This window comes from Parasphingorhabdus sp. (assembly GCF_039982415.1).
Classification (GTDB): Bacteria; Pseudomonadota; Alphaproteobacteria; order Sphingomonadales; family Sphingomonadaceae; genus Parasphingorhabdus.
In genome coordinates this window covers 118,064-132,283 of record NZ_JBDWYL010000005.1, presented here as the reverse complement: position 1 = coordinate 132,283, position 14,220 = coordinate 118,064, and the positions used below count along the sequence as shown (strand labels likewise).

13 protein-coding genes are annotated in these 14,220 nt (G+C 51.6%); 7 read left to right on the top strand and 6 right to left on the bottom strand.

Annotated features, from left to right (window positions below):
* Position 1 precedes the first annotated feature (1 nt).
* The 4 genes from ABJU74_RS05495 to ABJU74_RS05480 all read left to right on the top strand — a co-directional run bounded on the left by ABJU74_RS05495 (position 2) and on the right by ABJU74_RS05480 (position 4,420).
* Entirely contained in the window at positions 2–415 is a 414-nt protein-coding gene (locus tag ABJU74_RS05495; RefSeq protein WP_348383158.1) for a peptidoglycan endopeptidase, read from the top strand.
* Positions 416–2,614: a phage tail protein gene (locus tag ABJU74_RS05490; protein WP_348383157.1), complete on the top strand. Its 2,199-nt coding sequence runs from the start codon at positions 416–418 to the stop codon at positions 2,612–2,614. It abuts the gene before it with no gap.
* 61 nt (positions 2,615–2,675) lie between these two features.
* Positions 2,676–3,131 carry a DUF2793 domain-containing protein gene (locus tag ABJU74_RS05485; protein ID WP_348383156.1) on the top strand — a complete coding sequence of 152 codons (456 nt, stop codon included), beginning with the start codon at positions 2,676–2,678 and terminating at the stop codon, positions 3,129–3,131.
* A 182-nt stretch (positions 3,132–3,313) separates the two neighbouring features.
* On the top strand, positions 3,314–4,420 hold the full coding sequence (locus tag ABJU74_RS05480; RefSeq protein ID WP_348383150.1) for an OmpA family protein: 1,107 nt from the start codon (positions 3,314–3,316) through the stop codon (positions 4,418–4,420).
* A gap of 242 nt (positions 4,421–4,662) precedes the next feature.
* On the opposite strand, the gene purQ is transcribed toward ABJU74_RS05480, so the two are convergent.
* The 6 genes from purQ to ABJU74_RS05450 all read right to left on the bottom strand — a co-directional run bounded on the left by purQ (position 4,663) and on the right by ABJU74_RS05450 (position 10,368).
* Complete coding sequence (purQ, locus tag ABJU74_RS05475) at positions 4,663–5,319, bottom strand: phosphoribosylformylglycinamidine synthase subunit PurQ (protein ID WP_348383149.1); 657 nt, start codon at positions 5,317–5,319, stop codon at positions 4,663–4,665.
* A 2-nt stretch (positions 5,320–5,321) separates the two neighbouring features.
* Positions 5,322–5,576: a phosphoribosylformylglycinamidine synthase subunit PurS gene (purS, locus tag ABJU74_RS05470; protein ID WP_348383148.1), complete on the bottom strand. Its 255-nt coding sequence runs from the start codon at positions 5,574–5,576 to the stop codon at positions 5,322–5,324.
* A 118-nt stretch (positions 5,577–5,694) separates the two neighbouring features.
* Positions 5,695–7,137 carry a surface lipoprotein assembly modifier gene (locus tag ABJU74_RS05465; protein ID WP_348383147.1) on the bottom strand — a complete coding sequence of 481 codons (1,443 nt, stop codon included), beginning with the start codon at positions 7,135–7,137 and terminating at the stop codon, positions 5,695–5,697.
* A 9-nt stretch (positions 7,138–7,146) separates the two neighbouring features.
* The gene (locus ABJU74_RS05460) at positions 7,147–8,394 is read right to left on the bottom strand and encodes a transferrin-binding protein-like solute binding protein (protein ID WP_348383146.1); all 1,248 of its coding nucleotides are present in this window, start codon (positions 8,392–8,394) and stop codon (positions 7,147–7,149) included.
* 143 nt (positions 8,395–8,537) lie between these two features.
* Positions 8,538–9,317, bottom strand: coding sequence for a phosphoribosylaminoimidazolesuccinocarboxamide synthase (gene purC, locus ABJU74_RS05455; RefSeq protein ID WP_348383145.1), 780 nt, complete (start codon positions 9,315–9,317; stop codon positions 8,538–8,540).
* Between the two features lie 121 nt (positions 9,318–9,438).
* Positions 9,439–10,368 (bottom strand): DUF4349 domain-containing protein, encoded by a 930-nt coding sequence (locus ABJU74_RS05450; protein WP_348383144.1) that lies wholly within the window; start codon positions 10,366–10,368, stop codon positions 9,439–9,441.
* A gap of 83 nt (positions 10,369–10,451) precedes the next feature.
* On the opposite strand from ABJU74_RS05450, the gene ABJU74_RS05445 reads away from it, so the two are divergent.
* The 3 genes from ABJU74_RS05445 (at position 10,452) to ABJU74_RS05435 (ending at position 14,119) form a co-directional block, all read left to right on the top strand.
* Positions 10,452–10,892, top strand: a complete 441-nt coding sequence (locus tag ABJU74_RS05445) for a hypothetical protein (protein ID WP_348383143.1) — start codon at positions 10,452–10,454, stop codon at positions 10,890–10,892.
* A 42-nt stretch (positions 10,893–10,934) separates the two neighbouring features.
* On the top strand, positions 10,935–13,208 hold the full coding sequence (parC, locus tag ABJU74_RS05440; RefSeq protein ID WP_348383142.1) for a DNA topoisomerase IV subunit A: 2,274 nt from the start codon (positions 10,935–10,937) through the stop codon (positions 13,206–13,208).
* Between the two features lie 182 nt (positions 13,209–13,390).
* Positions 13,391–14,119, top strand: coding sequence for a PEPxxWA-CTERM sorting domain-containing protein (locus tag ABJU74_RS05435; RefSeq protein WP_348383141.1), 729 nt, complete (start codon positions 13,391–13,393; stop codon positions 14,117–14,119).
* Positions 14,120–14,220 lie beyond the last annotated feature (101 nt).

Sequence of the window (14,220 nt, the reverse complement as noted above, 5' to 3'; positions counted from 1 at the left end):
TGTGGCAAATCGTGCGGCAATTATTGCTGACAGGGCTGTGCACCTGTGCGGTGCGCGCTACCGCCGGCATGGCCGCGATGCGGTGCATGGTTTCGATTGCATCGGGCTTGCAGCGGACTGCCTTGCTGCGGCAGGGTTGAGCTGCGCGGTTCCCACTGGCTACGCATTGCGCGGCGGGTCGCTGGATCAAATTACAGCCCGTTTGGGCACAGCGGGTTTTCAGTCATTGCCAGCGGATCAAATGCCCATAGGCGGTGATATTGTCCTAGTGCAGCCATGTCCGCTTCAATGGCATATCATGATCAAGGCGGGAGATGGATTTGTCCATGCCCATGCAGGGTTGCGGCGCGTGGTCTTCGCGCCCGGCAAATCGCCTTGGCCGATCCGGAAAATTTTTAGAATTGCGGAGGACTAAATGGCAACTTTGCTTTTGACCGCTGTCGGGACGGCTGTCGGCGGCCCAATTGGCGGGGCGTTGGGCGCGGCGATCGGGCAGCATGTCGATCAGAATATATTGTTCAAACCGCACGGCCGAGAGGGGCCGCGCTTGCAAGAGCTGGCAGTGCAAACATCGAGCTATGGCTCGCCAATTCCTCGTATGTTTGGGAGAATGCGGGTCGCCGGAACGGTGATCTGGGCGACGGATTTGAAAGAGGCCCGCGAATCGGAAGGCGGTGGAAAAGGCCGCCCATCCCAAGCTGTTTATAGCTATTCTGTTAGTTTTGCTGTTGCCCTTTCAAGCCGTCATATCCAGGATATTGGCCGGATCTGGGCGGATGGTAAAATCTTCCGAGGCGCCGCGGGCGATTTCAAATCCGCAACAGGTTTTCGCTTTTATCCCGGCCATGAGAATCAACTTGTCGATAGTCTGATTGCCAGTGCCGAGCTTGACGGCGGGACCCCAGCTTATCGGGGACTGGCGGTTGCGGTTTTTGAAGATATGGATCTCACCGATTTTGGGAACCGGATTCCCTCCCTGACCTTTGAATTGATCGCCGATGACGGGATGGTCGGTCTCGGCACAATTATTGCGGATATCTCCGCTGGACATATCGCAACCGAATCAAATGAACTGCTTTTGGGCTATGCCGCAGCGGGGCCAGACCGCAGCGATAGCCTGTCCGAATTAGATACGCATTTCGCGCTTTCCTTCTCATCCGATGGCGAAAAAATGAATGCAAAACCCCGGCAAGTGGCCCCGCATGCGCCAGTGACTATGCTTGGCGATCGCGCAATTGCGCGGCATAATCAGAGCGTTTTGGAGCGCCCCGAACGGAACATGGTTCCGGAAACCAAAGTGCCCCGGCAGGTAAGTTTGCGATATTATGAGCCGGAAAGAGATTATCAGGCTGGCCTTCAAAATGTCTTCCGTCCCGGGACGAGTCGCAAGATCATCCATCGGGAATTTCCGGCAGCGATGGCGGCCGCGCAGGCGAAAAATCAGGCGCAGTCTGCTCTGTGGATACTCTATGATGAGAGAATTTCGGCGCGTTTGTCAGTCATGCAATCGGCCACGCCGTTAAAGCCTGGGAGTTTGATCCAATGGGGCGATGAACCGGTGGTTTGGATGGTCCGCCATTGGGAAATGAATCGCGGGCGGATCGACATAATGTTGACAAAGGCCGGGACCTATTTGGCCGATGCCGGTCAGCCAACGGATATGGGACGGCCGACAACCGGATTAGATGCTTTAGCAGGGCAGACCCGATTGATCTTGGTCGACTTGCCCTTTGCACTAGACGCTCCAATGCAAGCCTCTGACCATTCCCGGCTCTATGCTGCTGCTGCCGGAGAAACGGGCTGGCGCCAGGCGCAGCTATTTCTCATCCATCCAGACGGCGCTGGTGCGGTTCCGCTTGGTCCGACGGCAGCGCCAGCAACCATCGGAACAGTGGTTGCACCATTGGGGCCGAGCGCGTCGCATATCATTGACCAGAAAAACAGCTTTCAAGTCCAATTGCATAATAGCGATATGCATCTGGAATCAGCTGATTATCAGCAAATTTTGGCAGGATATAATTTGGCGGCGATTGGTAGAGAAATCATCCAATATTCTACCGTGCAACCGCTCGGGGATAACCGTTATATTATATCGGGTTTGTTTCGTGGTCTGGGCGGCACCGAGCAAGAAATAGATCGCCATGCGGATGACGAAAATTTTGTTGTGCTGCGCCCCAATGATCTGGCGGAAATTTCCGCCAATCGATATACGCCATTTCAGCCCGTCACAATTGCCGCCTTGGGCCGAGGAGATGAACGGCCGGTTGATCAAATGGTATCGGCTCCGGGGCGTGCGCTTCAACCCCTGTCTCCGGTTCATCCCCATTTTGTCTTTCAACCGGACGGGGATTTGTCCTTGCACTGGACGCGGCGATCTCGCGCTGGTTTTATCTGGCCGGACCATATCGAAATAGCGCTGGCTGAAGAAACCGAGAAATATCGTCTGGATATTGAAAACAGCATTGCGGTAGAAACCGATTCGCCTGAGTTTTTGCTGGGCGCCGATGTGATCCAAACCCAGCGCGAATCGGGCACCACCGAGCTCGTCGTGGCGATCCGGCAAATTGGCCAGCATGGTATATCTGGTCCTCTGCGCTTGCGCATTCCACTTTGAAATTTTCAAAAATCCAAGATCTTGAAGAGATTGTAAGGGTCTATTTATTGCGAAAGGAAAGATGGTGTCGACATTAGAAACGCCCCGATTTGAGCTTCCTCTATTGGCAGCAGGACAAGCGCATAAAGAATTTTTCCACAATGATGCGTTGCTATTACTTGATTTCTTGGTGCATCCAATCGTTCAAGCGGTAGCGGAAAACCCGGATGGCCTGTCGCCGGAAAATGGCCAGGCGTGGCTTGTCGCTAGTGCTGGCGCCGGTTTGTGGAGCGATGTCCCTCATCATATTGCGCTTTGGACAGGCGGCGGGTGGAGATATATTAAACCTCAGGAATCTATGAAAATTATCATCCTGAGCGATGCGGTCACGGCCATTTATCGCGGCAATGACTGGCAATTATTCAGCGAAATTGAGTCGCCTCAGGGCGGAGGCAACGTGGATATCGAGGCCCGCGCGGCGATTGATTCGATTCTTGCGCGATTGAGAGAGACGCAATTTTTACCGCCTATCAACTAAACCAGTTGTGGATTTAGTAGCAATTCGGCTGGTTTCGAGCACCTTAGAAGTGATTTTTTAGGCTAAATCACGAAAATGGCGACATTTTCGCAACAGTTATAGTATTTGTCCGCTTGCACTGTTTCTGGCGAGAGGTTACAAAGCGCCGTGAATTCAGAACCTAAATGAGAAGGGGAATATAAATGCGGAAGCTTGCCATAGGATTGGCGCTTGCCTCCACGGCGCTCGCTTCACCTGCCCTGGCCCGTGATGGCCAATGGTATGTGGGCGTAGAAGGCGGCGCGATGCTGGTCGAAGATATTACATCGGACATCGGTGCTTTTAGTAATGCATCAGAAGTTGACCACGACGCTGGTTATGATTTTGATGGTATTGTCGGTTATGATTTCGGCGGTTTCCGTCTGGAAACAGAAGTAGCCTACAAATCAGCAGCAGCTGACCAACTTCAAGTTGGCGCACCCGGCATTCCAACTGTCGCAAGTGGCGCTGGTACTTTTGCTGGCACAACTGATATTGCTGGCGAAGTCAACGCATTGAGCTTCATGCTGAACGGTTTGCTCGACTTTGGCGACGATGACGGCATTCAAGGTTTTGTCGGCGGCGGTGTTGGTGTAGCTCGTACCGAGATTACCAACATTTTTGCTGGCCCATATCTTGATGACTCAGACACTGGTTTTGCTTGGCAGGCGATTGCGGGTATCCGCGCTCCGCTCAGCGACAACTGGGACGTAGGCTTCAAATATCGTTTCTTCAACGCGGACAAGATTGATCTTGTTGACCAAGTTGGCAATGATGTCAGCACGCGTTTGCGGACACACTCGATTTTGGGTAGCTTGATCTACAACTTTGGCGGAGAGCCAGACGCGCCTCCACCACCACCGCCTCCACCACCACCGCCACCACCACCACCACCACCACCGCCTCCACCGGCAGCTGTGTGTGCGCCTGGACCGTATATTGTGTTCTTTGACTGGGATCAGTCAGACATTACACCAGAAGCTGCTACAGTTCTGGACAATGCGGTAACCGCATATGGTGATTGTGGTAATGCGCAGGTGATGTTGGCAGGTAATGCTGATAAATCTGGCTCTGCAAGCTATAACGTTGGATTGTCTCAACGGCGTAACGCTTCGGTTCGTGCTTATCTCGAATCTCGTGGCATTAACGGCGGCGTGATTTCCAGTGAAGCCTTCGGTGAATCTCGTCCGCGCGTTGATACCGCTGACGGCGTTCGCGAGCCACAAAACCGGAACGTTTCCATTCAATATGGTCCCGGTTCAGGAAACTAATAGTTTCCCATATCTAATTTATAAAAAGGGCTGGTCTTCGGACCGGCCCTTTTTTTGTCTATGTGTGCGGAGCTGATGGTCACATCAACTTGAAACTTTGATTATTGTGCTCTGTTAAACTACCCGACAACGGAAAAATGGTCGGGTTGGACGATTAAGCTCGTGACGCAACGACAGCGCAAGGTCGCGAGCCTTTATCGCATGAACAGAGCTTGGCCAGAAAAGCTTGCCGGTAGGAAAATCTAGCCCATTAAGCCTTCAAAAACTCGGCGGCCATCAATCCCGCCATGCAGGGCGTCAATTGCCCGCTCCGGGTGTGGCATCATTCCCAATACATTGCCTTGCTGGTTGATGATGCCCGCAATATTCCGGGCCGAGCCATTGACTTTGTCAGCATAACGAAACGCGACGCGATCTTCATTTTCCAATTGATCCAACATGGCATCATCAGCGGTATAGTTACCGTCATGATGCGCCACGGGAATGGTGATGGCTTCGTCTGCGGCATAACGATTGGTAAAAACCGAATGCGATTGTGCAACGACCAAGTCTACATCTTTACAGATAAAATCGATATTTTCATTGCGCATCAATGCGCCGGGCAACAGACCGATTTCCGTCAATATTTGGAAACCATTGCACACGCCCAATATTCTCACACCGCGATTAGCGGCTTCAACCAGGGGGCGAATAATTTTAGACCGCGCCGCCATAGCGCCGGAACGGAGATAATCACCATAGGAAAATCCCCCTGGCAATGCGATTATATCGAGCCCGTCCGGCAAGCTATCATCGCCATGCCAAATCATATGAGGTTTTTTGCCGGTCACGGTTTCTAACGCAACCGCCATATCCCGATCGCAATTGGATCCTGGGAAAACAAGGACAGCGGAATTCATGTTCAGGCTTCTTTTGTCGCTGGATCAGCGTGTTTTTGAATTTCAAAATTCTCGATCACGGTGTTTGCGAGCAATTTTTCGCACATTTTTTCAATCATATCGTCACTGGTATCATCATTCACATCAAGTTCGATCAACTTGCCCGCGCGGACATCGTTGACGCCCGTAAAATCCAGGCTTTCCAGCGCGTGATGTATGGCTTTTCCTTGCGGATCGAGGACACCATTTTTAAGTGTCACAAAAATTCTTATCTTCATGAATCTCGCTTTTCCATTGGCCGACTAGATGCGCTATAATCTATAGCGCGGTCGCCAGAAGGAGCAAGCGAAGGTTGTTATGTGAGACCGGTTGCAAACCTGATGAGTCGAGAAACGCCTAGAAAAATTTCGCAAATTTGAAATTCACCCGATGGCGGTTCATCTGATACAGATCATAATTGCTGTCCACCCGGGAATAATTATAGTCGATTGACGGGGAAAAGCCGAGTATCTTTACTTGCCGGCTGCCAACATAGGCGCGTGCAAAGCTCCGCCAGTCCCGTCTTTTTTCGGTGGAGTAAAATGGCAAGGCCGCATCAAATGAAGAGCGGCTTACACTGGCTGATACCCCAGCATTGAGGCCAAAGGGGAGTTCGCCGCCAATTCCAAGATTGACGCCATAGTTTATGCTAGAAAAGCCATCGGAGTTAAACAAGTCTCGCCGTGCAAAAACACTGGCGGATGCGATGAGTGATTTTCCGACCAAATGTTCATAGGTTGCATTGGCACCCAATTTCCAACCGGTATAGCTATCGCTCAACTTGGATTCTGTCCGGCGCCCATCCAGTTCAATGCCCACGCGTTGGCCTGCGCTTAACGCCGTTTGGAATCCCAGTCGGCCTCCATATTCGCGGGTAGCCAAACGCCCGCCAAACCAGCGCTGCTGGCCGACTGCTTGGAGCGATACACTGGCATAGCGCGCAATCCGGAATTCTGGTCCCAGGGCGATTTGGCCGACAATATCGTCTGAGGCAGTGCCCTTATAATTTATGATTTTGCTATCAGCGTCGAATAGAAGCGCTAATTTGTCATTGGCTTTCACGCGAACTCCGCCTGAAAAACCCGCAATTTGACCGATACCGGATTTCTGCCGGGCATTTTCGTCCAATTGCAATTCACCAGTAGCTTCTCCTAAAACCGGGAATATTGCACCAAAATTCACGTCGATAGACTCCGCGTTGGTTGCACCATTTATGTTCGTATCTGGTGCGAAACCGAAATCGAAGCTGAACCGCCATACGCGCTGATCGCGCAAAATACTGCGGGTATTGCGGATTGTTCTAGCAATTTCATCAGGCAGGTTTTCGTCATTTTGGGCCAGACGAAAATGATAATCGGCGCTGGCTTCTTTTCCGCTGAGCAAATATGTGCGGGCCAGTTCGAGCCGCACTCGGGTTTGTCCGGGATTTTTGTCCAATATCGAACGGAAGGTTTTAATTCCGGTTTTTAGATCACCGGTCTCGACTGCAATAAAGCCCGCGAGAAATTTCTGTTGCATTTCAAGATGCGGGACTTGACCCAGGGCTTCCACCAAGGGGCGGGCACGGTCATATTGTTTGGCGTGAACCAGCGCTTCGGCTTTCGCCAATAGCTGGGCAGGCGTGACTTGAAAACGGCATGTTCCGGTGGAATCGCATTTGGGCATCGAACCGATCGCAGAAGCCTGTATGGCATTTGCCTCAGCAACAACGTCCTCGGCTGCAGCCGGAGTGATGGGAAATGCTGCCGCCAGCCCTCCTCCGATGAGAAGGGCTTTGGAGGCATAGACCTGCATTTTCATAGCCGGTCCTTAGTTTCCTCTGCCGACAAAGGTTCCCAAAATATCGATCCGTTCGTCTGGCGTACCGCCAACAATGCGATAACCTCCGCCCAATTCTTCGCCATTTGGACCGTAGAATGAACCGTCGATACTCGAACCGGCAATATTTACGTCCAGCCGTGCGCCGCCGGGATTGACGAACCAAGCTTCGTTAAATTGTCCCAAGAAACCGCCGGCAGCGACCAAGTCGATCTGTCCCGCGCCATTGGCGCGGAATTGGGCGTTTTCCAAAATTGTGTGCTGATTGCTGGTGCCGTCAAAAAGCGGCGCTCCAACTGTCCCGTCCAAGGAAAGGGCAAAAGTATTGGCCCCAAAGTCAACATTTGTTGATGCCCGGCCGGCAATCCATTGGAAGTAAGTGTCGGTATTCCCCAATGTATCGGGCTGGTCATTAAAGACCATCGTGGCCAACATCGTGCCTTCAAATGAACCGGTACCGGTGGTGGGAACACCGTCATTTGGCGTCACTTCACCATAAGCAATGGCACCGCGTTCAAATGTATTGGTTTGGGTGACAATCGTGCTTGTGCTGCCATCTGGATTGTCAATTTCTGATTGTACGACGCCAGCCGTGTTGCGCAAATAGCCTGCAAAAGTGACAAATTGTGTTTCTGTACCGGGAGTCTGGTGGAAGAATGTCGTAACATCATAGCTGCCGCCTTCTGCCGTATTGATGAGGTCGAATATAAATTCGCCACCAGGCCGACGCGATACGTTGTTGCTTGAACCGGATTCGAGATAATTAATCCCTTGGAGACCGAATGTCGCTGATTCCAGATCGGGGGTGCCGACTTGCGGTTCGATCACGCCGCCAAAATCGGTGCGGTGGAGCGGGTCCTGAAAACGGCTGGCACCGGTTGTGCCGGCGAGGCCATTGCTGAAACTCACGTTGAAGATGGCATCGCGCGGACTAAATTCTACAGTCAAATTGCTGTTGCGAACGGTTTTTGCATCACCTTGATAAAGCTGCGCGCCTTGACCTGCGCCAGGAGAGCCGGGATTGACCACTTGATAGCGATAGCTATGGGTGCTGCCGACAGCCGTATATGTTTTTGGCTCAGTTGGATTCACAAATGTATGTGTATCTCCGCTGCCCGTACCGCCACCTGTACCTGTTCCTCCGCCGGTTGGAGCCGCGGCGCTGCCTGCAGACTGGGGGCCGGCTCCGCCACAAGCGGCAAGCATGGTTGTACTGGCTAACAAGATCAAAAGGCGCATCGGAATAATTCCTCACATGAGTTCCACATGAGGGCGGTGCTATCAGTCTAATGGTTAAATTCACGTAAACCATCCTGCTATTTTGCCCGCCCGTCAGGAGCGGCATGCACCGGATCGCCTAAGGATAGACCAAAAGACTATGGTTACTTTCCGCGCTTTTTCCGTTCACTATCCAGATCGAGCACTTCGCTTAACCCGCCTTCGGGGAAGAGGCCCAGGCGCCGAGCAACTTCTTGATATGCCTCGGCTTCTCCACCGAGATCGCGGCGGAAACGGTCTTTATCGAGCTTTTCATTGGTGTCGATATCCCACAAACGGCACCCGTCAGGACTGATTTCATCTGCCAATATGATACGTGAAAAATCGCCATCAAAAAGGCGTCCAAATTCCAATTTAAAATCGACCAATTTTATGCCAATGCCCGCAAACATCCCGGCCATAAAGTCGTTGATACGGATTGCCATGGCCGAAATGTCCTGCATTTCCTCCTGCGTCGCCCAGCCAAAACAGGCAATATGCTCTTCCGCAACCAAGGGATCGCCGAGCGCATCATCCTTGTAGCAATATTCAAGCAATGTGTGGGGCAAGGGTGTACCCTCCTCAATGCCCAGACGCTTGCTCAGTGAACCAGCCGCGACATTGCGGACAATTACCTCAATCGGGACAATCTCGACTTGTTTTACCAATTGTTCGCGCATGTTCAGACGGCGAATAAAATGGCTCGGGATCCCAATATGATTGAGCAAGGTGAAAATATGTTCGCTGACGCGATTGTTGATGACGCCCTTGCCGTTGATCGTTCCCTTTTTCTCAGCATTAAATGCGGTCGCATCATCTTTGAAATATTGAATAATTGTTCCGGGCTCGGGGCCTTCATAGAGAATTTTGGCCTTGCCTTCATAAATTTGACGACGACGGGACATAGTGGTTTCCTAATCGGAGGAAGAAGCAATAAAAACCACGCCCCAATGATACGAATCAAGTGGATCCGAACCAATCGGGGCGACGATCATGCTCTATAAGCCAAAGCCGATGACGGTGCAATCAATCCTCCATGGCATCGGTTAATCCGATTTTTCGACCCCAAAAGCTGCGGTCCTTGGCTTTGAATCGCCGGCGCAAAAAAACGCCGAGCGCGATTAATAATATCCAAGGCAAAGTTACGGCAATCACAGTGATTGCGGCGCCAACGGAATAGCCCAATGCTGAGGCTACACCGCCCAGCGCTTCGCGAATGGGCCGGGTAAAACCTCCAGATCCGGGCGCACCGGACTGATAGCTGATCATCACCTTGCTGTAGGCAACGTGCGCCCGCATTTCTTTAAGCCAACTGCGGGCTTGATCGATTTCCTCGTTAACATCGGTTACCGCCCGTTCGGCTTCAACCAATTCTGCCACCGATCCTTTGCGGGTCCGGAGCAATTCGGTCAGCCGCTGTGACAATAGCAAGCGGCTCCGCAACCGGGCCTCGGTATCGACAATTTGTTTGGACAGATCTTCGCCAGAAATGGATGCGGCAATTTGACTTCCACCATTATCGTCAATGGCATCGGCAAGTTTTTCACCAAAAACGCGGGCTTTCGGGGCGGCCACTTCCAGATGAAGCCGGCCATTGGCATAATCGCCTTCGCCGCCGCTATTCGACATGTTGAGAACCCGGCAGCCCATTTCCGGAACCTGATTGCACAAAGCTATATGCTGTTGCTGTGCCTTGGGAATTTCAGCGGAAGGCAAGCGAAAGCCATAGTCATAGCTATAGGCAATTTGCGGTTGACTGACGGGAATCTCATTGGTTGAACCATCGGCGGCGGCAGAAGATGCTATTTTTTTCAGGCCGACCGCACTTGTTTCGGCTGCCGCTTCAGCCGTTTCGACATCTACCATATCCAGTTCAGCAGCGGTATCCCCGCCCTGAGCGCAAGCGGTCAGGCTGTAAAGGGCAGCAGCGGCGAATAGGGTCTTGTGCTTTCGCATCAATTCTCTCCATGTTGGGGAATAGGCAAAGCTATTGAGAATATAATTTTTAGTCAATGTTACAGCAGAACGGGGAACGAGTTTTGGCCAAATATGATAATATCAATGCCGTTATGGATACGCTTTATGCCTGTATTTCTGGCCCTCCTGGGGGTCAGGACTGGGAACGGGATCGCGAGATTTACCATCCGCGCGTCTTGCTCAACCGCACCCGTATAGTCGATGGCCAGCCGGTCATATTTCCGTTCAGCTTTGATGAATTTGTCGAATCCACGATTCCATTATTGGCAGATCGGTCTTTCTACGAAGTTGAAATTGGCAGAAAGACGGATATTTTTGGTCAAATAGCGCATGTCTATTCTACCTATGAAGCCCGCGAGACGCCAGATCATCCCGACGTTCTTTTTCGCGGGGTCAACATGATTCATTTGTGGAATGATGGCAGCCGCTGGTGGATCATGGCGATGATCTGGGACAATGAACGCGACGGCGTGAATCTTCCGAAACAATGGTTGAACCAATAATCCCTCTCCACAAGCGGAATCGACCCTGCTATCGCTGCACCTATGAGTGATGTAACCGATGCGCCAGGCGCAGAACCCGAAGATGAATTTGACGCGATAGTCGATGCCCCGTTTGATGCTGCTTTGTCCGAACGGTATCTGATTTATGCGATGTCGACAATTACCGCGCGCTCTTTGCCCGATCTGCGCGATGGCTTGAAGCCAGTCCATCGCCGGCTGCTTTGGGCCATGCGTTTGTTGAAGCTCGATCCGGCGCAAGGTTATAAAAAATGCGCGCGGGTTGTCGGTGATGTTATTGGTAAATACCACCCGCATGGCGATCAGTCCGTTTATGACGCGATGGTGCGCCTCGCGCAAAGTTTCGCAATGCGTTATCCGTTGGTCGACGGTCAGGGTAATTTTGGCAATATCGACGGCGATAATGCCGCGGCTTATCGCTATACCGAAGCCCGGTTAACCCGGACCGCCATTGAATTGATGCACGGGCTGGATGAAGGCACGGTTGATTTCAAACAGACTTATAATGGCGAAGATGAAGAGCCCGAAATCATGCCGGGTCTTTTCCCCAATTTGCTGGCCAATGGCGCAAGCGGAATTGCGGTGGGCATGGCGACGAGCATCCCGTCGCATAATGTGCATGAAATTATCGACGCGGCGACATTGTTGATTGACAGTCCGAAGGCAGAACATGCCGAAATTATGGAGATTGTCAAAGGGCCTGATCTGCCTACCGGCGGAACATTGGTTGATCCCAAATCGGTCATTGACGCCGCCTATGAAAGCGGTCGCGGAGCAATGCGGGTGCGGGCCAAATGGGAAAAAGAAGATGCAGAAGGACGCGGTGCTTGGCAGATCGTGGTCACCGAAATTCCCTATCAGGTCCAAAAGGGTAAGTTGATCGAGCAAATTGCGCAAATTATCGCTGACAAGAAATTACCGATCCTGGCCGATATTCGCGATGAATCGGATGAACAGGTTCGCATTGTCTTGGAGCCTAAAAGCCGGGCCGTCGACCCTGATGATCTGATGAACGCGCTGTTTCGAATGAGTGATTTGGAAAATCGCTTTTCGCTCAACATGAACGTGCTCGATAAAGACCGCACGCCTAAAGTGATGGGCATAACCGAAGTGTTGAAACAGTGGATTGTTCATCAGATTGAAGTGCTGGTGCGTCGTTCTCAGCACCGCGTGGACAAAATTGATGCCCGTTTGGAGTTGCTAGAAGGCTATATTATTGCCTATCTCAATCTCGATCGCGTAATTGAAATAATTCGCAATAATGATGAACCCAAGCCCTTGTTGATGGAGGAGTTTAAACTTAACGATCGCCAAGCCGAAGCCATCCTCAACATGCGCTTACGCAGTTTGCGCAAGCTGGAAGAAATGGAATTGCGCACCGAGCGGGACAAGCTGCTCGAAGAACGCGATGGGCTCGCGAAACTGATCGAAAGTCCAGCGCGGCAGAAAACGCGGCTGAAAAAAGACCTGGCCGCGATGCGCAAACTTTACGCGGAAGATACTGCGCTAGGTGCGCGGCGGACTCGTTTGGAAGAGGCCGCGCCAGCGCGCGAAATTTCACTCGAAGCCTTTATTGAAAAAGAGCCGGTGACCGTCATCATGTCGCAGCGTGGCTGGATCAAAGCCATGAAGGGTCATGCGGATTTAAGCACCCCCGACAGTTTTAAATTTAAAGAAGGCGATGGTCCAAAATTTGCTTTTCACGCCCAGACGACCGACAAATTGCTGATGTGCTGTAATAATGGACGCTTCTATACTTTAGGCGCGGACAAATTGCCGGGTGCGCGGGGCTTTGGCGAACCAGTGGCTTCAATGGTTGATATGGATCCCGGGACGGAGCCGATTGCCTTGATGGTAGCTGATCCGAAGGGCAAAATGTTGATCGCTTCCACTTGGGGTCGCGGTTTTGTCACCAATATTTCCGACGTCGTGGCGGAGACGAAAAAGGGACGGCAGGTTGTCAATTTGAAAGGCGATGCAAAATTGCTCGTAATACGCTCGGTTCCTGAAGAAGCCGATCATGTTGCTGCAATAGGTGAAAATCGCAAACTGGTTGTTTTTGCACTGTCGGAAATGCCGGAAATGGCAAAGGGGCAAGGTGTGATGCTACAGCGCTACAAAGATGGCGGCTTGTCTGATGCGACGGTGTTCAGGCTGGAAGAAGGTTTGAGTTGGGCTATGGGCGGCGATAGCGGCCGAACACGGACAGAGCATGATTTGACCATGTGGCGCGTGGCTCGCGGAGCGGCGGGCCGCCTCCCGCCGACAGGATTCCCGAAAAGCGGAAAATTTGACTGAAGCCAATTATCGGTTTCATTTTGGTACACAGTTGTAAAAGGTTAACAAATCCTTTCCAATAAGTTGACTTTTCCGTCGTTTCCGGGGCAGTAAGGAACTAGCGAAGGTCGTGAGGGATCGCGATCGAATTGATCTCGTATTTTTTAACACGTTCCGCCAATCATTTGGCGAAAGGGCATATCATGCGTAAATTTTTAGCCACCCTTGCTATAACGGCAATGACCGTTTCTCCCGCTTTTGCCGGCGTTGTCTTGGATGACAATTTTGACGGAGAAAATGGTGGAAACTCGCAGCTTAATTATACCGCTTTTGCGAATTTTGATGTCGAAGATGGTACAGTTGATCTCATCAACCAACCCGCATTTGGCATTACTTGTAATTCTGGGTCCTGTGTTGATCTTGATGGTTCAACCAGTAACGGCGCGACTTTAATCACCAACCAAACCTTTTCGTTCCTCGCGGGACAGACAATATCCTTGTTTGTTGATGCAAGCGGCAATCAACGCAACGGCGAAGACGACCGTTTCGAATTTGGCTTTCGTTCTATTGGCGGCGATGTCCTTTTCAATGACCGCGTTGTAACATTTGGATCGGGGGCTGTTATCAATGCAGGTGATTTCACCGGTCCGGAAACTTTTGGCTTTTTGGATTTTTCGGCAGACCGTCCGTTTGAGCAATTTTCCTTTGACTTCACGGCAGGTGCTGCGGGCTCGATCAAAGCTTTTGTTCGGACCAATAGTGCCGACAATATTGGTCCGATTATCGATAATTTCAGCCTTTCTATCAGCAGCGCGGTTCCTGAACCAGCGACTTGGGCGTTTATGATCTTTGGCTTTGGTGCGATCGGCGGGACATTGCGGTCTCAGACCCGCCGCCAGCGCAAAGCTAAGGCAAAAGTGACCTACGCTTAAGCGCACAGTAAAATAGGTTTCAAAAGCCCCGGTGGTATGATCCATCGGGGCTTTTTATTGGGCTCTAGCTATCCTATTTTTCACGCCGCCTATGGCGGAAT